This is a genomic window from Frankia sp. CcI156, from assembly GCF_001983015.1.
In the GTDB taxonomy this organism is placed as follows: Bacteria; Actinomycetota; Actinomycetes; order Frankiales; family Frankiaceae; genus Frankia; species Frankia casuarinae.
The window spans coordinates 1-19,286 of record NZ_MOMD01000015.1 but is presented as its reverse complement, the minus strand read 5'-3'; the positions used below and the strand labels follow the sequence as shown (position 1 = coordinate 19,286).

Below are 19,286 nucleotides of genomic sequence, written 5' to 3'. Positions count from 1 at the left end.
CGTTGCCGGTGTTTGTCGTCGGCCGTTCCATCTACATGCCTTTTATTGTTTTTATTGATGGCATGGATTTGCTTGTGGGGTGGTTGTGGCGGTACGGCCGACCTGGCGTGGGGAAGCGGCGTGGGGAAGCGGCGGTCCGGGCTACAGCGGCCGGCGTCGGCGCTCGGCGGACGACTGCGCGAGGGAACGTTGCCGCTCGCGGCGCGCCACTTGGGCGCGGCGACCCCGGAAGAGCGCGATGACGACTACCAGGATGAAGGCCGTCAGCAGGATCGGAGCGTGAAGGATCATCTCCGAGCCGACATCGATGGCCTTGTTGCGCAGGCCGGAGCCGCCGTTCCCGGCCGCGGGGTTCAGGTAGCCGACGCCGAGGGTGATGAGCGCGTAGGCGAGCGGCGGCATGATCACCACGCCGATGAGGTCATCCGCATGCACGCGGACCGCGGCGAGGACGCACGAGCCGATGAACAGCACGCCGAAGGCGAACTTCAGGGAACCGAAGATCGCGGAGTCCGCGATGGCACCGAGCCCACCGATGACGAGGACGAGGATGCCGGTGCCGAGCGCGGTGAGGCCCCGGCGGCTGCCCGTGAACAGCGTGGGCGGCGGCCCACTCGCCCGACCGCGCGAGCTGCGAGCGTACAGATCATCATGCCCGCGAGCGCGTGCGGATCTGCCCGGCGGTCCGGCCGACTGCCGGTGAGGCGGCACACTCACGAAGGCAAGGTACCGCCCGCAGATTTCCAATGCGTCAGGGCGATGCACCAGACATGCGCATCGGCTCTCGCATTTGAGCTTTCGGTGTCGATCTCACTGCTTTCCGTTGCTTAATCCTCCTTATGCTGGTCGTTCGCGTCCCATCTGGCCGGATCTGCGCCGTCAGGGGTCTGGTACCCGACATCGATTCCGGGGTCCTCCATGGCGCCACCCCGCCCGGTCGTCGCGCCCTCCCCGGTGCTCCTCAGGAGCTCGGCGGCGGACAGCGGCCGCACGCCGGTCTCTACCGGAACCGGACTGGGGAGCCCCGCCTCGACGACTTCCATGGCCGCGAGCCGGCGGGCGGGGGTCAGCACCCGGCTTTCCAACGAGCCGACGGTGGCGTTGAAGTCCCCCACCGCCCGGCCGAGCGAGCGACCGAGGCGATCGACGTGTTCGCCCAGGGTGCCGAGGMGGGTGTAGAGGTCGCGACCCAGCTCGAAGATCTCCTTCGTCCGTGCGGTCAGCGCATCCTGAGTCCAAGCGTGGGCGATGGTCCGCAGCATAGCGATCAGCGTGGTTGGGGTGGCGATGATGACCTTCTTGCCTGCGGCGTGTTCGAGCAGGCCGGGATCGTGATCGAGGGCAGGGGCCAGGAACGCCTCGGCGGGGACGAAGAGCACCACGAACTCCGGGGATGACGGCAGCCGCCGCCAGTAGGACTTGGCGCCGAGGCCGTCGACATGCGCACGCAGATGGCGGGCATGGGCGGCCATCCGGCGCGCGCGATGCTCCTCGTCCGTCGTGTCGGCGGCCTCCAGGAACGCGCTGAGCGGAACCTTCGCGTCGACGACCACGTTGCGGCCACCGGCAAGGTGGACGACCATGTCGGGCCGTTGCGGGCCGTCGTCGCCCTGGATCGTCATCTGCTCGGTGAAGTCGCAGCGGTTGAGCATGCCGGCCACCTCCGCCACCCGGCGCAGCTGCATCTCGCCCCAGGCACCGCGGGCCTGGGGCCGGCGCAGCACGGTCACGAGCGCGGCGGTCTGCGACCGGAGGTTCTCCGACGCCTCGCGGGCGAACCGCACCTGCTCGACGAGTGCCGCGTAGGCCTCAGTGCGCGCGGTCTCCAGCTCCCGCAGCCGGTCCTCCATCCGCCCGAKAGCCTCCCGCAGCGGCGTCACCATGCTCTCGACCGCCGAACGACGGGCGTCGAGGTCGCCGCGGGCGCGGGCGCCGGCCTCGTCCAGCCGGGCRGAGGCCAGCTCTACCAGCTGACGGCTCGCGCCCTCCAGAGCCTGCGCGGACAGCGCTCGGAAGCTCTCGGCAAGCCGGTCCTGGCTCTGCTCGACCAGCGCCACCCGCTCGCCCGCCGCTCGCTGCTCGTACTCCAGCGCGGTGCGCAGGCTGGACACGTCCGACTCGGCCAGCATCGCACGCTCGGCAGCGGCGGCGGCGGTCTCCCGGGCCTGGTCGCGCTCCCGCACGGCGGTGGCGTGCGCAGCCGTGAGCGCGGCAACCCGCGGCTCGGCGAAGCGGCGCGCGGCGGCGAATCCGCCCATGGCGCCGAGAGCCAGCCCGATCAGGGCCAGCAGCGCGCTGGTCGTGTCCACGGGAGAGAGGCAATCACGGCCCTCCGACAGTTTCGCGCGGTTTCGCGGTGAGACGGTCCCCGGCCGGGAAGCTGCCCGGCCGGGCCCTTCCCGGCGAGCGGCCGTGGGGCCTAGTAGCCGTGGGGCCTGTAGCCGTGAGGTCCGTAGCCGTGAGGTCCGTAGACTGACCGGCCATGGGCTTGTCGATCGGGATCGTCGGGCTGCCCAACGTCGGCAAGTCCACGTTGTTCAACGCCCTGACGCGCAATGAGGTGCTGGCCGCGAACTACCCGTTCGCGACGATCGAGCCGAACGTGGGCGTGGTCGGGGTGCCCGATCCGCGTCTCGGCGAGCTCGCGAAGCTCTACGACAGCGCCCGGACGGTGCCGGCCACGGTCAGCTTCGTGGACATCGCCGGTCTGGTCCGAGGCGCGTCCGAGGGGCAGGGCCTGGGTAACCGCTTCCTCGCGAACATCCGCGAGTCCGACGCGGTCTGCCAGGTCGTCCGGGTGTTCTCCGACCCCGACGTGGTGCACGTCGAGGGCAGGGTCGACCCGGCCGACGACATCGAGACGATCAACACCGAGCTGATCCTCGCCGATCTGCAGACCGTTGACGCGCGCCTGCCGAAGCTGGAGAAGGAGGCCCGTGCYGACAAGGCGAAGCAGCCGTTGCTGGCCGCGGTGAAGGCCGCGCGCGAGGTGCTTGACGCCGGCCGCACGCTGTCCTCGGAACCGAAGATCGATCGCGACGCCCTGCGGGAGCTTTTCCTGCTCACCGCCAAGCCCTTCCTCTACGTCTTCAACGTCGACGAGGACGTCCTCGCCGATCCCGGTCGGCGCAAGGAACTTGTCGGCTCCGTCGCGCCCGCGGACGCGATCGTGCTGTGCGCCAAGGTCGAGGCCGAACTGGCCGAGCTCGACGAGGCCGACGCCGCGGAGCTGCTGGCCTCGCTCGGCCAGGAGGAGAGCGGCCTTGCCCAGCTGGCCCGGATCGGTTTCCACACCCTGGGGCTCCAGACGTTCCTGACGGCAGGCCCGAAGGAGGCCCGGGCCTGGACCATCAGAGCCGGGGCGACCGCGCCGGAGGCCGCCGGGGCCATCCACACCGACTTCCAGCGCGGCTTCATCAAGGCCGAGATCGTCTCGTACRACGCCCTGATCGCGGCCGGTTCGATGGCCGCCGCCCGCGCGGYCGGCAAGGTGCGCATGGAGGGCAAGGACTACGTGATGGCCGACGGCGACGTCGTGGAGTTCCGCTTCAACGTCTGATCAGGGGCCGTTCCCGTGTGATGAGAAGCACCTACCGCGTGGCGACATGCCTGTTGAGACCGCGGCCGTTCAACCAGATCACGCGAAGCACGGTGATAATGATCTATCTATCTTCAATGGTATAGACGATGAGTCTCCAACCGTCACCGAAGGTTGCTATCCACTGATCGTCACGTTTTAGGCAGTCATCAGACCGTGCGTGACGGGTGCGGATGGCMGGGTGGGTACCAGATTTCGGCGATCACGGTCGGATCGCCGGCGGCAATGCGGCGTCGGTCCTCGTCGATGCCCRCCTGGATCTCCGGGTTGGCGCAAAGCACGGCCTGAGGCCACCAGCGGTCAATGACCCGGTGCAGCGGCGCCAGGTCAAGGGCGTCGTCGGCCTCGACAGCCGCCGCGTGGAACTCGGCTTCGAACTCGGCACGATGGTCAGGCCTGAGCGCGGCCCGGACCGCCGGACCGGTGCGCTCAACCCGGTTGCGTACCCCGTACGAGGGGATCGTGACATCCGCACTCATGAGATTGATTCTCGCCCGGCGCAGCCTCCCGACCGCTATGGCCGGACCGCGAAGGAATACGAGTCCGGAAGTAGCTTTGGGATCAACGTCCGCCTCTACAGCGAGGCTGTGGCCGCGGCCTGAAGATCTCCGGCGGCCGTGGTCACCGCGCTAAACGAGCTGCCGGGTGCCCCGGGTGGCCGCGGCGACGATCGCCTCGGCCGGTCCTCGCGCCCCGCTCGCCCGCCAGGCGGTGGCGACGGTCAGGGCTACGGCCGCCTGGAGCAGAAAGGACGGCGTCGGATCCGCGGGGAGGAAGGAGGCGGACATCACGATCACGTGGGTGCAGTAGAGGGTCAGCGTCATCGATCCGACGGCGACGAGCGGGATCAGCATCAGGGGCGGCAGCAGCCGGCTCAGGAGCAGGACGAACCCGAGCAGGGCGATCGCGGCCGCGCCGGTGTGCAGCAGATCGACGGGCGTGGACGAGTGCGGGGTGTCGACGGCCAGCCACCACCAGGTGTTCGTCGGGGTGCTGCCGTACAGCCCGGCGTCGAGGATGGACCGCACCGGCAGCGGCCCGACTCCCGCGACCTCGACGGGATCGACGGATTCGAGTGCGGCCATGCCCGCGGCGTGCCGGAGCAGGGCCCAGGAGACCAGCGACGCCGCCGCGGCGATCGTGCCACCCCCCGCGAGCAGGGCGGCGGCGACCCGCGTGGACCGTAGATCCAGCCGGCCGACCGCGAGTCCCACGCAGAGATACCCGAGCCAGGCAAGCGCCGGATAGAAGCCGGTGAAGCCCATCTCCAGAGTCAGGTTCACCGGGTGGGTGAACGCCCGGCCGAAGGTCGGGTCGGCAAGGGTCGGGGGTGGCAGATGGTCCCGGCTGAGGAGGCCCGCGGCCGGGACGACCGCGAACGCCAGCACCGTGACGACGACCAGCGCTGCGACCGGAGCCCGCAGCAGCGGCACGGCCAGGATGAACATCAGCGCGTAGTAACAGAGGATCACCGCGATGCCGGAGTGGGTGTAGCCGAGGGCGAGGCCGATCGTCCCGATGCAGACCGCTCGTGCCACGGTCGACGCGCGCGCCTGTGGCGCCGGCAGCCGGCCGGTCGACAGCGCCAGCGCCACCCCGGCGAGTACCGCGAAGGCCGCCGAGGCCCGGCCGGCGGCGAGCAGATGCGCGGGGGTCACCGCCCCGTCATCCCCGACCGCGGGATAGATGTGCGTCGCGACCATGCCGATCAGGGCGAGGCCCCGCGCCGCGTCGACTCCGCGTAGGCGGCTTTCCCCGGCGGCCTGCGGGTGACGGGGCTGAAGCATCGCGGGCACGCCCTTCAGACTGGTCTTCGGGCGGAGGTGGGTTTCGTCCGGCCCGCCGGGAGCGTTCCCGGGCCGACACGGGCACCGCGACCGTGGCTCGGCAGTCAACGACCGATGAGTGGCGAGGAGAGGAGGATGGCGTGATCTGCCATCTGGTGGGCCGGTCCGAGTGGGCGGCCGGGGCTGACGGGTACCGCCCGGCGAGCCTGGCATCCGAGGGGTTCATCCATTTCTCCGCCCCGGAGCAGGCCGTGGCAACCGCGAACCGGTACTACRCCGGGCGTGCGGACCTGCTGCTGGTCGTCGTCAACCCGGAGCGGCTGAGCGCGGAGCTGCGCTGGGAGCCGCCGGCGCCCGTGACGCCCGCCGGCCAGGCGCCCGCTGGGGGCACGCCCGCGCCAGGGGAGCTCTTCCCGCATCTCTACGGGACGATCGACACCGCAGCGGTGACGATCGTCGTACCGTTCCCGCCTGATCCGGATGGTGTCTTCCGGGTGCTGCCCAGTCTCTGGTGATCTCCACATCTGTTCGGTACGAGACGTCTGTTCGGTACGAGACATCTGTTCGGTACGAGCGCTCAGTACGAGACGCCGGCAGAGCGCAGGATCTGTGAGATCCTGCGGGCCAGGGCCACGTCCAGTTCGGTGACGCCGCCGACCGAGTGGGTCCAGACCGTGAAGGTCGTTGTTCCCGGGCCCCGCTCGACGACCGGATGATGGTTCATCACGTCCGCTGCCTGCATGACCTCGGCCACGATCGCGTCGGCCTCGTCCCCGTCCAGCATGATCTCCAACTGGATCCGGTCGGCGTCGCCGATCCAGCCGGGTAGTGCCGCCAGCGCCCCGGCGACTTCGGTGGTGTCCAGTCTGCTCGGCATACCGATTCCCTCCGGCTGGTGATTCTCTGATTCTCTGGCTTGGATTCTCTGGCTTGCGGTCCGCGTCCCGCCGCTCGGCGAGCCGTCTTGGTGGAGCCACCCGAAAGGGTCATCAGACACGATCCGCCGGGAACGGATCCACGGCTGGCCGGACTCTGGGAGAGTCCGGCACCATGAACGCGGATGTGGAGGGCTTGGATGCCCTCCCTTCTACCCATGGACGACGGCGTGGAACACCCGAGGACCGGGACGGCACCGACTCCCCGGTGGTGAAGGGACGTCTGGTCGTCGCCGTCGCGCTGCTCGACGATGATCGCCGGGTGCTGGCCGCCCGGCGCCGGGAACCGCATCCCTACGCCGGGATGTGGGAGTTTCCGGGCGGCAAGGTCGAGCCCGGCGAGCACGAGCTCGACGCGCTCGTCCGGGAGTGCCGGGAGGAGCTCGACGTCGAGATCGAGGTCGGTCCGCCGCTCGGTGAGGTCGGGCTGTCCAGCCCCGGATGGGTGCTGCGGGTGTGGCTCGGCCGGGTGACGCGCCAGCAGCCCCGGCTCGTCGAACATGACGAGCTGCGCTGGCTCGGCGTGGCCGAACTGGACGATGTCYGGTGGATGCCGGCCGACGGTCCCCTKGTGGCGGAGCTGCGCCGCGTGCTGTCGACTCCCGGATCGCTCTTCTGAACGTCGACTCTTCTGAAGGTCGGCGACGGGAGGTCGCGGACCGGTGAAGCCCCGGACCGGTGAAGCTCGTTGTGGCCGAGGCATCCGTGCCATGGGTGCACCCGTGCCATGGGTGCACCCGTACCATGAGTGGCGGTGCGACCGTTGCCGGTGTACGCGTGACGGGCAGATCGTCGTGCCGCGGCGCCGACACCATGGCGGACACTCGCCAGAACGTTCGCGTCACCGGTTCATGCGTTACCGTCGTTTCATGCGGTGACGTCGTCGTTGTTGCGGGGTCGCGAACCCCATGTCCGCCCCGGAGCGCATCACCGTGTCTCTTCGTGCCGATCTTCGAAACGTGGCAATCATCGCCCACGTCGACCACGGCAAGACCACCCTCGTCGACGCCATGCTGCGCCAGTCCGGCGCGTTCGGCGAGCATGCCGAGCTCACCGACCGCGTGATGGACTCGATGGACCTGGAGCGTGAGAAGGGCATCACGATCCTCGCGAAGAACACCGCGGTCCGTTACGGCGACATCACGATCAACATCGTTGACACGCCCGGTCACGCCGACTTCGGCGGTGAGGTCGAGCGTGGCCTGTCGATGGTCGACGGCGTCCTGCTGCTCGTGGACGCGAGCGAGGGCCCGCTGCCCCAGACGCGCTTCGTCCTGCGCAAGGCGCTCGCGGCGCGGCTGCCGGTGGTGCTCGTCATCAACAAGGTGGACCGGTCGGACGCCCGGATCGCCGAGGTGGTTGACGAGACCTACGAGCTCTTCCTCGACCTCGACGCCGACGAGGACCAGATCGACTTCCCGATCGTCTACTGCAACGCGAAGGCGGGTCGTGCCTCCACCACCCGCCCGGCCGACGGGGTGAGCCCGGACTCACCCGATCTCAAGCCGCTGTTCGACCTTCTGCTGGAGACCGTGCCGGCGCCGTCGTTTGATCCTGACTCGCCGCTGCAAGCCCTGGTCACCAACCTCGACGCGTCCCCGTACCTCGGCCGGCTCGCGCTGTGCCGGGTGCACAACGGCACGATCAAGCGTGGTCAGCCGGCGACGCTGTGCCGGGCCGACGGCAGCCAGCAGCGCGTCAAGATCAGCGAGATGCTGATGACGCAGGCGCTCGAGCGGGTACCGGCGGAGTCGGCCGGGCCGGGCGACATCATCGCCATCGCCGGCATCCCCGACATCACGATCGGGGAGACCCTCGCCGACGCCGATGATCCCCGGCCGCTGCCGGTTATCACCGTTGACGAACCGTCCATCAGCATGACGATCGGCATCAACACCTCCCCGCTCGCCGGCCGTTCCGGCAAGAAGCTGACGGCGCGGCTGGTCAAGAACCGGCTGGACGCCGAGCTCGTCGGCAACGTGTCGATCCGGGTCCTGCCCACCGAGCGGCCGGACACCTGGGAGGTGCAGGGCCGCGGGGAGCTGCAGCTCGCCGTGCTTGTCGAGCTGATGCGGCGCGAGGACTTCGAGCTGACCGTCGGCAAGCCGCAGGTCGTCACCCGCACTGTCGACGGTAAGATCCACGAGCCGGTGGAGCGCCTCACCATCGACGCGCCCGAGGAGTTCCTCGGCACGCTGACCCAGCTGCTCGCGCTGCGCAAGGGCCGGGTCGAGCAGATGGTCAACCACGGCACCGGCTGGATCCGGCTGGAGTACCYGGTCCCGGCCCGCGGGCTGATCGGGTTCCGGACCGAGTTCCTCACCGAGACCCGCGGTACCGGGCTGCTGCACCACGTCTTCGACCGGTACGAGCCCTGGTTCGGGGAGCTGCGCACCCGGGCGACAGGCTCCATGGTCGCCGACCGCAGCGGGGTGGCGACCGCATACGCCCTGTTCAACCTCCAGGAACGCGGCACGATGTTCGTCGGGCCGACGACCGAGGTCTACGAGGGCATGATCGTGGGTGAGAACTCCCGGGCGGACGACATGGACGTCAACCCGACCAAGGAAAAGAAGCTCACCAACATGCGTTCATCCACCGGCGACGAGCTGGTCCGGCTCACCCCGCACCGGATACTCACCCTTGAGCAGGCGCTGGAGTTCTGCCGCGAGGACGAGTGCGTGGAGGTCACCCCGGGCTTCGTGCGTCTGCGCAAGGTGGCGCTGACCGCCGCCGAGCGCGAGAAGATCCGCTCCCGCCGCCGAGCCTGAGCGGTCCCTACATTGCGGCAAAGCTACCCATAGGGTCGTCAATGTGACGACAGCTACCCCATCATCACCCTCTACTGCGCCACTTCCCACCCGGCGGGCGATGTTCGTGCACGCCCACCCCGATGACGAGGTGATCTCGACGGGGATCGCGCTTGCCTCGTACGCCGCCTCCCCCGACACCCACGTCACCCTCGTGACGTGCACGTTGGGGGAGGAGGGGGRGGTACTGGTGCCCGAGCTGATCCATCTGCGGGCGGATCGGGGCGACCAGCTCGGTGGCTACCGGATCGGCGAGCTGGCCGGTGCCTGCGCCGCGCTCGGCATCACCGACCAGCGCTTTCTTGGCGGTCCCGGGCGTTGGCGGGACAGTGGGATGATCGGCACCCCCGCCAACGACCATCCCCGCTGCCTGTGGCGGGCGGACCTGGACGAGGCCGCGGCGGAGCTGGTGCGGATCGTGCGCGAGGTCCGGCCGCAGGTGCTCGTCAGCTACGACGCCCGTGGTGGTTACGGGCACCCCGATCACATTCGGGCCCACGAACTCACCCGGCGGGCCTTCACCGACGCCGCCGACCCGTCCTTCGCCCCGCAGGCCGGTTCGGTCTGGCAGGTCGCCAAGCGCTACGAGACGGCGCTGGCGCGATCGAGCGCCGTCGCGGGCTTCGAGTACTTCCGCGATTCCGCCGCTGAGAGCAACCCGTTCGCGGGTCTGACGTCCGTGGACGAGTTGGGGGTGACGCTTGTCGACGATGCGGACATCACGACCGAGCTCTCCGCTCCCCACTTCTTCGAGGCGAAGATCGCCGCCATGCGGTCGCACCGGACGCAGATGAGCGTTGACGGGTTCTTTTTCGCGCTCGCCGACGGCATCGGCCAGCGAGCCTGGAGTGTCGAGCACTTCGTGCTGGCCGAGGGCGCCCGGGGGCCGGGGGACGGTCCGGACGGGCGGGAGCGGGACCTGTTCGCCGGTCTCGTGTGCGAGCCCTGATCGGCTCCGGTGCCCCGGCCCGCTGACGCCCCGGCCCGATCGTCTGCTGCCTGCCTGCCTGCCTGCCTGCCTGCCCGCTGGCCGATCGTCTGCTGCCCGCTCGCCTGCCCGCCCGCTCGCCCGCTCGCCGCGGTGGCACAGGCACCTCGGTGGGAATGTTCTGGACGGCCCCGTGTTCGTAACGCTGTAATCAATGTAAGTGTGGCGTCGGCCGAGGAGGTCGGATGCGGACCAGACGTGCCAGGGGGGACGGACCCGACCCGACGCGGCCCGGTGGTTCCTTGCCGGTCGAGCCGCTGGACGCCTACTCCGCGGTCGTGACCCGGGTGGCCGCGGCGCTGACCCCGTCAGTGGCCAGCCTACGGGTGCGTACCCGGCGCGGCGCGGGAGCCGGCTCCGGGGTGGTGTTCACCGACGACGGGTTCCTGCTGACCTCCGCGCACGTCGTCGAGGGGCATCGGGCCACCTCCGGAGCACCGGTCGGGCTGGCGCAGTTCGCGGACGGCACCGAGCGCGAGGTCGACCTGGTGGGTGCCGATCCGCTCTCGGACCTGGCCGTGCTGCGGGCCCGGGGCACGACCCCGCCGGCTGCCGTCCTCGGGGACGCCGCGGGTCTGCGGGTCGGCCAGCTCGTCGTGGCCGTCGGCAACCCGCTGGGGCTCACCGGCAGCGTGACCGCCGGGGTCGTCAGCGCCCTCGGCCGGTCGTTGCCGACCCGTTCGGGCTCGGCCGTGCGGGTGGTCGACGAGGTGATCCAGACCGACGCGGCTCTCAACCCGGGTAACTCCGGCGGGGCGCTGGTCACGGCCGACGCCCGGGTGGTGGGAGTGAACACCGCCGTCGCCGGTGTCGGCCTGGGGCTGGCTGTCCCGGTGAACGACACGACGAGGAAGATCCTCGCCGCGTTGATGCGCGACGGCCGGGTCCGCCGGGCGTACCTGGGGGTCGCGGGGGCGGGTGTTCCGTTGCCACCCGCCGTGGCCGAGCGGATCGGGCAGYGCCACGGTGTCTGGCTGGCCGAGGTGGTCGTCGGCAGTCCGGCCGGGATCGCCGGGCTGTTCACCGGGGATCTCGTCCTGTCGGTGGCCGGGACGCCCGTCGTCGCTCCGGGTGATCTCCAGCGGCTGCTGACCGAGGGCACGATCGGCCGGCCAGTGGAACTCACGGTGTGGCGGCGGGGCGCGTTGGTGGACGTGATCGTCGTACCCGCCGAGTTGGTGATCGCCTGAGGACCGAGATCTGCCACCGGGGTCCGCTACGGGGGTCTCGGGGCTGGGGCCTCGGGGCTGGTCGGCCTGACCGGGCGGGCCTGGCGGACGATGTCCTACTGTCGGAGAATGCCCCGTCCCAGCGCCGGTCCCCGCCGGACGCCGCCCTCAACCCGGTTGCAACGACAGCCGGCACGGCCGTCGTTGCAACCGTCCCCGGACCCGCAACCCGGCAGGGCCTTTCTGACCGCCTCCTACACACTGGGGGTGTTTCTGGGGGTCGGGCTGGGTCTCTACGGCGTCTTCCTCGTTCCCGCCGGTCCGCGGCCGGGGGGGATGCTGCTGTCGCTCGGCGTACTGGTCGCGCTGGTGGGCAACGGGGGTGCCGCGCTGCTGGTGCGGTGGCTGACGGGCACCCGGCTGGGACCCACGACCGTGCTCATCGGCTGGGCCGTCGTCGTGCTGCTGTTCGCCAGCTCCCGCCCCGAGGGGGACCTGCTGTTGCGGGCGAGCGGATCTGGCTACGCGTTCCTGTTGCTCGGGGCACTGAGCCCGATCGCGGTCGCCGTCCTCGTCGGGGCACGGCGGGGGCTCACGGCGCTTCCTCCCGGTTGCTGAGCACCGGTCCGGTCACCCGGTCACCGGGTCGCCTGTCTCGCCCTGGGAGATGTCACCGGCTCTTGTGATGTGGGAGATGTCACCGGCCCTTGGGGACTGTCGCCCACGTGGTGAGCGGAGCGGGTAGCGTGGCCGGGTGGGTAGCCCTGCGCACCGTGGAGAGAACCGGGCCGGCGCGCCCGCCTCTCCGGTCTCTCCGGTCTCTCCGGTCTTCCAGGTCTCCCAGGCCGACCGGTCGATCCTGCGGACGGCGGACTTCCGCAGGGCGGTCGGCAGGTTCGCTACCGGAGTGACGGTTCTCACGACCGTCGCCGACGGTCGCCATCTCGGCATGACGGCGAACTCGTTCGTCTCGGTCTCCCTCGACCCGCTGCTGGTGCTCGCCAGCATCCGCCGGGACGCCCGCTTCCACGGTCCGCTCATGGCCTCGGGGGTGTGGGGAGTCTCGGTGCTCGCCGAGGACATGGCCGAGACGTCGCGCTGCTTTGCGAAACGCGCGTATGACCAGCCCGGCGACATGTTCGCGGGATGGGAGCACTCGATCGGGCCGGAGACCGGAGTGGTCCTGTTCGACGGCGCGCTGTCGGTCTTCGAGTGCCGGACGGTCACGACCCATCCCGGGGGGGATCACACCCTCGTCCTCGGTGAGGTCGTCTCGTTCGCCCAGCCGCGGGACGATGTCGGACCGCTCGTCTTCTACGACGGGCGCTACCTCGACCCGGTCGGTGCGGATACGGGAGGAACAGAGGCGCAGAGGGAAACAGACGGTTCCCGAAGCTAACAGGCGCTTCCCAGAGCTAACGGACGGTTCCCGGGCGGGCGGACGGTCTCCGGGGCTAGTTGAGCCGGGCGCGGGCCGCGGCGGCGGCCTGGCGGGCGGCCGCCGCGGCGGCTGGCTCGACCGCGGCCACCGTGTCGGCGAACGCGGTCAGATCGGTGGCCCCGCCGAGAAAGTCGCCCAACCGGACGCGGAGCTCGCCGCGCTCCCGGCGCAGGCTCGCCGGGTGGTGGGGGAGCAGCAGGGACAGCTCGACGGCCCACAGCCGCATGTGCGGCGCGTCCGAGCGGGCCCCGAGGATCCGGATGTTGCCGAGGATCCGGGTGAGCACGTCCTGCGCGCTCATCGGGGCGAGGTGGGCACGGGTGAAGGCGAACCCGGCCGCGCGTACCTTCTCCGCGGCGTCGTGCACCGTCAGTAGTCGACCGGCGGCGAACGGATCGACGAGCACGTGGTCCTGGGGGGAACCCACCGCGACCACGACGTGCCCCGGAAGCCCGACAGGATAGGCGGGGACCCCGAGCCGGGCGGCCACCTCCAGCCAGACGACGGAGAGCAGGATCGGCAGGCCGCGCCGCCGGCGCAGCACATCGGGGAGCAGCGAGGAGCGCAGGTCGGTGTAGTCGTCCTCGGCCCCGGCGAAGCCGGCGGCGAGCCCCAGGGACTCGTGCAGCGTCTCGGCGGCGATCCTCGGATCGAAATTCCCCGCTCCCGGGCCGAACCCCTCCAGGCGCCCTGCCGCCTCGGATCCGGATTCCGGCTGTGCCTGCCCCGGTGCGCCGGTCTGGCGTGCCACCGGCGTACCGTGCTCGGCCCGGGGGAACCGGGGCCGTCGGCTCGAGGTCGTCCGCGCGGCGAGCAGTGGACGGGCCTGCGCGGCGAATGCGTCGAGGGCGCTCAGGGTGGCGGTGGCGTCGGGAGCGTCGGCTGCCGGGTCGACCTCGGCGGCGAGCAGATGGCAGGCGACCGCCAGGTCGATCGGCTCGCGGCGCACGACCTCGGCGAACCTGCCGCGGCTGCGGGTGCTCACGAGAGCTCGCTCGGAGCGTTCACGCCAGGGGCGGCCGTCTCCGGGGCAGCCGCCCCTGGTGGGGCAGCAGCCTTCAGGCCGGGCACCTTCGGATCGGGCGTGTCCGGATCGGGTGTGTCCGGGACGGTCGTCCCCAGGACAGTCGCCCCCGCGATAGTCGCCTTCGGGGTAGTCGTATTCAGGGTAGTCGTATTCGGGACAATCTCCATGAGAGCCGTCGTATCCGGGACATTCCGCGTACGTCGTGTCGGTGGGCGGGGTGGGATGACGCGTGCCGCTACGACGGCATCCTCGGTAACCTGGACGAGTGTGCCCTCGGCAGTGACAACCGTGAGCACGCCCGATGACCATGACCGCAACGTTCCGAGAACATCACTGAGGGATACCGGTCCGGGGATGCGGTGGCGAAGCATAACTCGCGCGCCAACATCGGCCGGAGTGATGCGGACGACATACACCACCAGCGCACGCCCTTGTTGTCGACACGGAACTGTCCAGGTCGATACTAAGGACTCAGTCGCCCGTGAGCCCGAGGAGGAAAACCGGTGACCTACGTCATCGCAGAGCCCTGCGTCGATGTCAAGGACAGGGCCTGCATCGAGGAGTGCCCGGTCGACTGCATCTACGAAGGCGGACGGATGCTCTACATCCAGCCTGACGAGTGTGTCGACTGTGGTGCCTGTGAGCCGGTCTGCCCGGTGGAGGCCATCTACTACGAGGACGACGTTCCCGATCAGTGGAAGGGGTACACCGACACCAACGCGAACTTCTTCGAGGAGCTCGGGTCGCCTGGCGGCGCATCTAAGGTCGGCGCCCTGGACTTCGACCCGCCGACGGTCGCCGCGCTGGCTCCTCAGGGCGAGTCCTGAGCGGCCCTGGGAGACCCGGCAACATCTCCGGAGTCCCGCGGTCACCGGCCCGGTCCCGGGTGCGACTGCCCGACTTCCCGTGGGACCAGCTGGTCTCCTTCAAGGAGAAGGCCCGGCTGCATCCCTATGGGTTGGTCGACCTCTCGGTGGGTACTCCGGTCGACGCCACGCCGGCCGTCGTGCAGCAGGCGCTGGCCGGCTCCGCTGACGCTCCGGGGTACCCGCTGACCGCGGGTACCCCGGAGCTGCGCGAGGCGGCGGCCGGCTGGCTGGCCCGCCGGCTCGGCGTGCTCGTCGACCCGGGCGCGGTGCTGCCCGTGCTCGGGACGAAGGAACTGGTGGCCCAGCTCCCCGGTCAGCTCGGGCTCGAACCCGGTGACCGGGTGTGGGTGCCGACCCCGGCCTATCCAACCTACGAGGTCGGCGCGCTGCTCGCCCGCTGCGAACCGGTGGCGGGCCCGGCCGACGGGGTGACCCTGATCTGGTTGAACTCGCCGGGGAACCCGACCGGGCGGGTGCTCACGGTCGACGAGATGCGCGCCGTGGTCACCTGGGCGCGGGAGCGCGGTGTGATCGTCGCCAGCGACGAGTGCTACATCGAGCTGGGCTGGGAGAGCCGGCCCGTCTCGGTGCTGCACCCCGACGTGTGCGGCGGCTCCCACGAGGGACTGCTGGCGGTGCATTCGCTGTCGAAGCGGTCCAACCTCGCGGGCTACCGGGCCGGGTTCGTCACCGGTGACCCGGCCCTGGTCGAGGGTCTCCTCGCGGTCCGCAAGCACGCCGGCTTCATGATGCCGACGCCCGTGCAGGCCGCCATGGCGGCTGCGTACGCCGACGACATGCATGTGGCGGATCAGCGGGCGCGCTACGCCAACCGGCGGGCCGTCCTCGCGGCGGCGCTCGCGGTCGCGGGTTTCACCATCGATCACAGCGAGGCCGGCCTCTACCTGTGGGCAACCCGGGGTGAGGAGGCCTGGGCCACGGTGGACGCGCTGGCCGAGGTCGGGATACTCGTCGCGCCCGGGACGTTTTACGGGGAGGCTGGCCGGTATCACGTCCGGATCGCCCTGACCGCCGCGGACTCGCAGGTGGCGACCGTTCCCGAGCGGATGACGATGCTGTCGCCGGTCGCCGCCACGGGGCAGCCCGGCCATGGCGCTCGGCCCGGCCATGGCGCTCGGCCCGGCCGTGGCGCTCGGCCTGACCATGGCGCTCGGCCCGGCCGTGGCGCTCGGCCTGACCATGGCGCTCGGCCCGGCCGTGGCGCTCGGCCTGACCATGGCGCTCGGCCCGACTACGGTCAGYCGGTCACTCAGGGCAGCTATGGGGGTGCCGAGCCGGACATCCGTTAGCACCCGGCCCGGATCCGCGGCCCCGCCATCTCGTGCGGCCGGGGTCACCTCGTAGGGTCGGGCTTGTGAGCGCCTCGAACACATCCCTCGACTCTCCGATCGATCCCGCCGTCGACGAACTGTGGGAACGGCGGGCGGAGCTGACCCCCGCCGACGCCGACGCCCGCAAGATCGTGGTGGCCGCCGTCGACRCCATCGATGCGGGAGTGGCCCGGGTCGCCACGGTCACCGTGGACGGCTCGGTCGCCGTTGACGAGCGGGCCAAGCGGGCGATCCTGCTGTCCTTCAAGGTTCTCGCCATGGTCGAGTCGTCCGCGGGCGACTTCCACTTCCATGACCGGGTGCCGCTCAAGACCCGGTTCGACAGCGTGCGGGTGGTACCGGGCGCGATCGTGCGCTGGGGCGCGCACGTCGAGCCCGGGGCCGTCCTCATGCCGAGCTACACCAACATCGGCGGCTACGTCGGCGCCGGCACCCTCGTCGACACCTGGGCCACGGTCGGATCCTGCGCCCAGGTCGGCCGCAACGTGCACCTGTCCGGTGGGGTCGGGCTCGGCGGGGTCCTGGAGCCGCCGAACGCGGTCCCCGTCGTCGTCGAGGACGACGCCTTCGTCGGCAGTCGCTGCATGGTGGTGGACGGCGCGCGGGTGCGCCGCGGGGCCAAGCTCGGCGCCGGGGCGATCCTGACCGCCTCCACCCATGTCTTCGACGCCGCGACCGGCGCGGAGTACCCGCGCGGGGAGATCCCGGAGCGGGCGGTCGCGGTCGGTTCCAACCGGGTGAAGTCGTTCCCGGGCGGAGAGTTCGCGATGCCCTGCATCCTGGTGCTGCGGACGCTCGCCGAGGGCGAGATCCACGACAAGCTGGCGTTGAACGACATCCTGCGGGAGCATGGCGTCGCCGGCTAACGATCTTGTTGCCGGCTGGCGTCCTGTCGCCGGTTAATGATCTTATCGCCGGTTAACGATCCGCTGGCCCGGTGACCGTAGGGTGTGACGGCATGAGCCTCGACCTCACGGCGCCCGTCGGCGAGCTGACCCGGGCGCTGGTTGACGTGCCCTCGGTGAGTGGGGACGAGGCCGCCCTCGCGGGCGCGGTGGAGAAGGCGCTCACCGCGGTGGACGGGCTGCGGGTTGACCGGGACGGTGACGCCGTGGTGGCCAGGACCGAGCTGGGGCTGCCCGGCCGGATCCTGCTTGCCGGCCATCTGGACACCGTTCCGCTGGCGGGCAACCTGCCCTCGCGTGTGGTGGGCGGGCGGCTCTACGGCTGCGGGACGTCGGACATGAAGGCAGGGGTCGCGGTCGCGCTGCGGCTCGCGGCCACGCTCCCGGTCGCCACGCCCGGCGCGATGAGCCACGACGTCACCTGGGTCTGCTATGACCACGAGGAGGTCGAGGCGGCCCGCAACGGGCTGCGTCGGCTCGCCGCCCGGCACCGGGACTGGCTGGATGCGGATCTGGCCATCCTGATGGAACCGACCTCCGGCGAGATCGAGGCGGGTTGCCAGGGCACCCTGCGGGTGGTCGTGACGCTTCCCGGCACCCGGGCGCACTCGGCCCGGTCGTGGCTCGGGGACAACGCCATCCACAAGGCCGGCGATCTGCTCCGCCGCCTCGCCGGCTACCGGGCGCGGACGGTGACGCTGGACGGCTGCACTTACCGTGAGGGGCTCTGCGCGGTGCGGATCGACGGTGGGGTGGCGGGCAACGTGATCCCCGACCGGTGCCAGGTCACGGTGAACTTCCGGTTCGCTCCGGACCGGGGCCCCGACGAGGCGGTGGCGCATGTTCGCGAGGTGCTGGGTGGCTACGACGTCGAGGTCACCGATCTCGTCGGCGGGGCGCTGCCCGGGCTCGCCGCCCCGCACGCGGCGGCGTTCGTCGCCGCCACCGGTCGTGTGCCGGTGGCGAAGTACGGCTGGACGGACGTGGCGCGCTTCGCCGAGCTCGGGATCCCGGCGCTCAACTACGGGCCGGGCGATCCCAACCTGGCCCATGCCCGGGACGAGTACGTCGAGCTCGCCGCGATCGACGAGGCCGAGCGGCTGCTACGGGCGTACCTGTCCGGTGTCTCCTGACTGTTGTGTCTCCTGACTGTTGTGTCTCCTGACTGTCGTGTCCCTTGACCGCCTAGTCGCGATTTTTGTTACGCGTATGAGTCATCGGGGTTGACGTCGTGGATMCTCCTATCTCGGCACGTTAGAGTTACWCGCGTATGTGCGGTGCCGGTCGGATGGGGGGTCCGGATGGCCGGTGGTGCGGCGGGTTCGGGGGCTCGGCACCAGGCCTGGGCACGTCGATACGCAGGTGACACGCGTGGTCGGCGCCAAGCAGCGCTCCCCCCGTCGTCGTCGGTCCGAAGATGTTGYGGCCGTGGGGGGTCTGCCAGGTGACGGACACTGTCTTCAGCCATGCACAGGTGGGGTTGGCCGCGGGGCCGGGCACGGATGCCATCCCGAAACCGCTGGACGGGGCCGATGAGCCCGCCCGGTACGACGGGTACGAGGTGGGCGCGGGCCCCGGCGCGGACGGAACATCCGACGGTGTCGTCGACTACCGGGCGAAGGTTCGCTGGGAACGGCCGTACGGCTGGCTGCTCGTGGGTTCCGACGCGGCCGCCTGCGTGGTCGCGGCGGGAGTGGCCTACCTGGTCCGGTTCGGCGGACTGGTTGAGTTCGACCTGAAGCCGGTCTCCGCGACGCCGTATGTCGYCATGTCGATCCTGCTGCCCGTCGCGTGGGTGTTGTCGATGTACCTGAGCCGGGCGTACGAGAGCCGGTTCCTCGGCAGCGGCTCGGAGGAGTTCCGCCGGGTCCTCAACGCCGCCGCGCAGCTCACCGCGGTGGTGGCCGTCCTGTCCTATGCGACCAAGGCCGAGCTCGCGCGTGCCTACGTGCTGATCGCCTTCCCGACGGCGCTGCTGCTGACCGTGGCCGGCCGCGCCACCRCGCGCGGCTACCTGCACCGGATGCGCCGGGCGGGCCGCTGCCTGCACCGGGTGCTSGTGGTCGGGGCSGGGGASTCSGCKGCSRCSYTGGTCCGGCTGGCCCAGCGGGATCCGACGTCGGGTTGGTCGGTCGTCGGTGTCGTGCTCGACCGCTCGCCCGGCCGGCACAGTCACGACTCCCCGGAACGCAGTGGGTTCGACCTGCTCGGGGTGCCGATCGTCGGCACCTCGGAAACCCTGCACACGGCCATCCGGGCGACGTACGCCACCACGGTTGCCATCAGTCCGCAGATGGACGGCGAGACGTTGCGCCGGGTGCTGTGGACGCTGGAGGGCAGCGACGTCGACGTGCTGGTCTCCTCGGCGCTGACCGACGTGACCGGGCCGCGGATCTCGATTCGTC

The 19,286-nt window shown here is 70.7% G+C and carries 19 protein-coding genes; 13 read left to right on the top strand and 6 right to left on the bottom strand.

All coding sequences use genetic code 11. The features are described 5' to 3' along the window. Positions 1-141: 141 nt before the first annotated feature. Positions 142-711: a DUF6542 domain-containing protein gene (locus tag CcI156_RS07170; RefSeq protein WP_369808124.1), complete on the bottom strand. Its 570-nt coding sequence runs from the start codon at positions 709-711 to the stop codon at positions 142-144. Between the two features lie 116 nt (positions 712-827). After that, positions 828-2,309: a DNA recombination protein RmuC gene (locus tag CcI156_RS07165; RefSeq protein WP_076804916.1), complete on the bottom strand. Its 1,482-nt coding sequence runs from the start codon at positions 2,307-2,309 to the stop codon at positions 828-830. Between the two features lie 173 nt (positions 2,310-2,482). Here CcI156_RS07165 and ychF point away from each other — a divergent pair, with 173 nt between their 5' ends. Then, positions 2,483-3,559 (top strand): redox-regulated ATPase YchF, encoded by a 1,077-nt coding sequence (ychF, locus tag CcI156_RS07160; RefSeq protein ID WP_076804914.1) that lies wholly within the window; start codon positions 2,483-2,485, stop codon positions 3,557-3,559. 188 nt (positions 3,560-3,747) lie between these two features. On the opposite strand, the gene CcI156_RS07155 is transcribed toward ychF, so the two are convergent. Both CcI156_RS07155 and CcI156_RS07150 read right to left on the bottom strand, forming a co-directional pair. Further along, positions 3,748-4,077 (bottom strand): DUF6247 family protein, encoded by a 330-nt coding sequence (locus CcI156_RS07155; protein ID WP_076804912.1) that lies wholly within the window; start codon positions 4,075-4,077, stop codon positions 3,748-3,750. Positions 4,078-4,227: 150 nt separating this feature from the next. Then, positions 4,228-5,385: a heparan-alpha-glucosaminide N-acetyltransferase domain-containing protein gene (locus CcI156_RS07150; RefSeq protein WP_023840097.1), complete on the bottom strand. Its 1,158-nt coding sequence runs from the start codon at positions 5,383-5,385 to the stop codon at positions 4,228-4,230. Between the two features lie 140 nt (positions 5,386-5,525). On the opposite strand from CcI156_RS07150, the gene CcI156_RS07145 reads away from it, so the two are divergent. Further along, positions 5,526-5,900: a DUF952 domain-containing protein gene (locus CcI156_RS07145; protein ID WP_076804910.1), complete on the top strand. Its 375-nt coding sequence runs from the start codon at positions 5,526-5,528 to the stop codon at positions 5,898-5,900. 62 nt (positions 5,901-5,962) lie between these two features. Here CcI156_RS07145 and CcI156_RS07140 read toward each other — a convergent pair whose 3' ends face one another. Further along, entirely contained in the window at positions 5,963-6,262 is a 300-nt protein-coding gene (locus CcI156_RS07140; RefSeq protein WP_011438241.1) for a 4a-hydroxytetrahydrobiopterin dehydratase, read from the bottom strand. Between the two features lie 173 nt (positions 6,263-6,435). On the opposite strand from CcI156_RS07140, the gene CcI156_RS07135 reads away from it, so the two are divergent. From CcI156_RS07135 to CcI156_RS07110, 6 genes are all read left to right on the top strand, one after another. Then, positions 6,436-6,939 (top strand): (deoxy)nucleoside triphosphate pyrophosphohydrolase, encoded by a 504-nt coding sequence (locus tag CcI156_RS07135; protein WP_076804908.1) that lies wholly within the window; start codon positions 6,436-6,438, stop codon positions 6,937-6,939. 289 nt (positions 6,940-7,228) lie between these two features. After that, on the top strand, positions 7,229-9,091 hold the full coding sequence (gene typA / locus CcI156_RS07130) for a translational GTPase TypA (RefSeq protein WP_371681775.1): 1,863 nt from the start codon (positions 7,229-7,231) through the stop codon (positions 9,089-9,091). A 100-nt stretch (positions 9,092-9,191) separates the two neighbouring features. Beyond that, positions 9,192-10,079, top strand: a complete 888-nt coding sequence (gene mshB / locus CcI156_RS07125; RefSeq protein WP_076804906.1) for an N-acetyl-1-D-myo-inositol-2-amino-2-deoxy-alpha-D-glucopyranoside deacetylase — start codon at positions 9,192-9,194, stop codon at positions 10,077-10,079. Between the two features lie 224 nt (positions 10,080-10,303). After that, entirely contained in the window at positions 10,304-11,308 is a 1,005-nt protein-coding gene (locus CcI156_RS07120) for a S1C family serine protease (RefSeq protein WP_076804903.1), read from the top strand. A gap of 156 nt (positions 11,309-11,464) precedes the next feature. Continuing rightward, positions 11,465-11,905: a DUF6113 family protein gene (locus CcI156_RS07115; protein WP_371681777.1), complete on the top strand. Its 441-nt coding sequence runs from the start codon at positions 11,465-11,467 to the stop codon at positions 11,903-11,905. A gap of 136 nt (positions 11,906-12,041) precedes the next feature. Beyond that, positions 12,042-12,686 (top strand): flavin reductase family protein, encoded by a 645-nt coding sequence (locus tag CcI156_RS07110; RefSeq protein ID WP_023840101.1) that lies wholly within the window; start codon positions 12,042-12,044, stop codon positions 12,684-12,686. Between the two features lie 55 nt (positions 12,687-12,741). On the opposite strand, the gene CcI156_RS07105 is transcribed toward CcI156_RS07110, so the two are convergent. Then, positions 12,742-13,713, bottom strand: coding sequence for a transglutaminase-like domain-containing protein (locus CcI156_RS07105; protein WP_023840102.1), 972 nt, complete (start codon positions 13,711-13,713; stop codon positions 12,742-12,744). Positions 13,714-14,258: 545 nt separating this feature from the next. Between CcI156_RS07105 and fdxA the strand changes: the two genes are divergently transcribed. The 5 genes from fdxA to CcI156_RS07080 form a co-directional block, all read left to right on the top strand. Further along, on the top strand, positions 14,259-14,582 hold the full coding sequence (fdxA, locus tag CcI156_RS07100; RefSeq protein WP_011438232.1) for a ferredoxin: 324 nt from the start codon (positions 14,259-14,261) through the stop codon (positions 14,580-14,582). Between the two features lie 59 nt (positions 14,583-14,641). Then, on the top strand, positions 14,642-15,934 hold the full coding sequence (gene dapC, locus CcI156_RS07095; RefSeq protein WP_305775221.1) for a succinyldiaminopimelate transaminase: 1,293 nt from the start codon (positions 14,642-14,644) through the stop codon (positions 15,932-15,934). Positions 15,935-15,999: 65 nt separating this feature from the next. Beyond that, on the top strand, positions 16,000-16,842 hold the full coding sequence (locus tag CcI156_RS07090) for a 2,3,4,5-tetrahydropyridine-2,6-dicarboxylate N-succinyltransferase (protein WP_076804899.1): 843 nt from the start codon (positions 16,000-16,002) through the stop codon (positions 16,840-16,842). 92 nt (positions 16,843-16,934) lie between these two features. After that, positions 16,935-18,014 (top strand): succinyl-diaminopimelate desuccinylase, encoded by a 1,080-nt coding sequence (gene dapE, locus CcI156_RS07085; RefSeq protein ID WP_011438229.1) that lies wholly within the window; start codon positions 16,935-16,937, stop codon positions 18,012-18,014. Positions 18,015-18,325: 311 nt separating this feature from the next. Beyond that, the coding region (locus CcI156_RS07080; RefSeq protein WP_371681774.1) for a nucleoside-diphosphate sugar epimerase/dehydratase at positions 18,326-19,286 on the top strand (961 nt) is incomplete at its 3' end.

Bases quoted from the DNA above. Each gene is read 5' to 3' on its own strand.
- dapE (WP_011438229.1), top strand. From the start codon at position 16,935: ATGAGCCTCGACCTCACGGCGCCCGTCGGCGAGCTGACCCGGGCGCTG.
- CcI156_RS07140 (WP_011438241.1), bottom strand. From the start codon at position 6,262: ATGCCGAGCAGACTGGACACCACCGAAGTCGCCGGGGCGCTGGCGGCA.
- CcI156_RS07150 (WP_023840097.1), bottom strand. From the start codon at position 5,385: ATGCTTCAGCCCCGTCACCCGCAGGCCGCCGGGGAAAGCCGCCTACGC.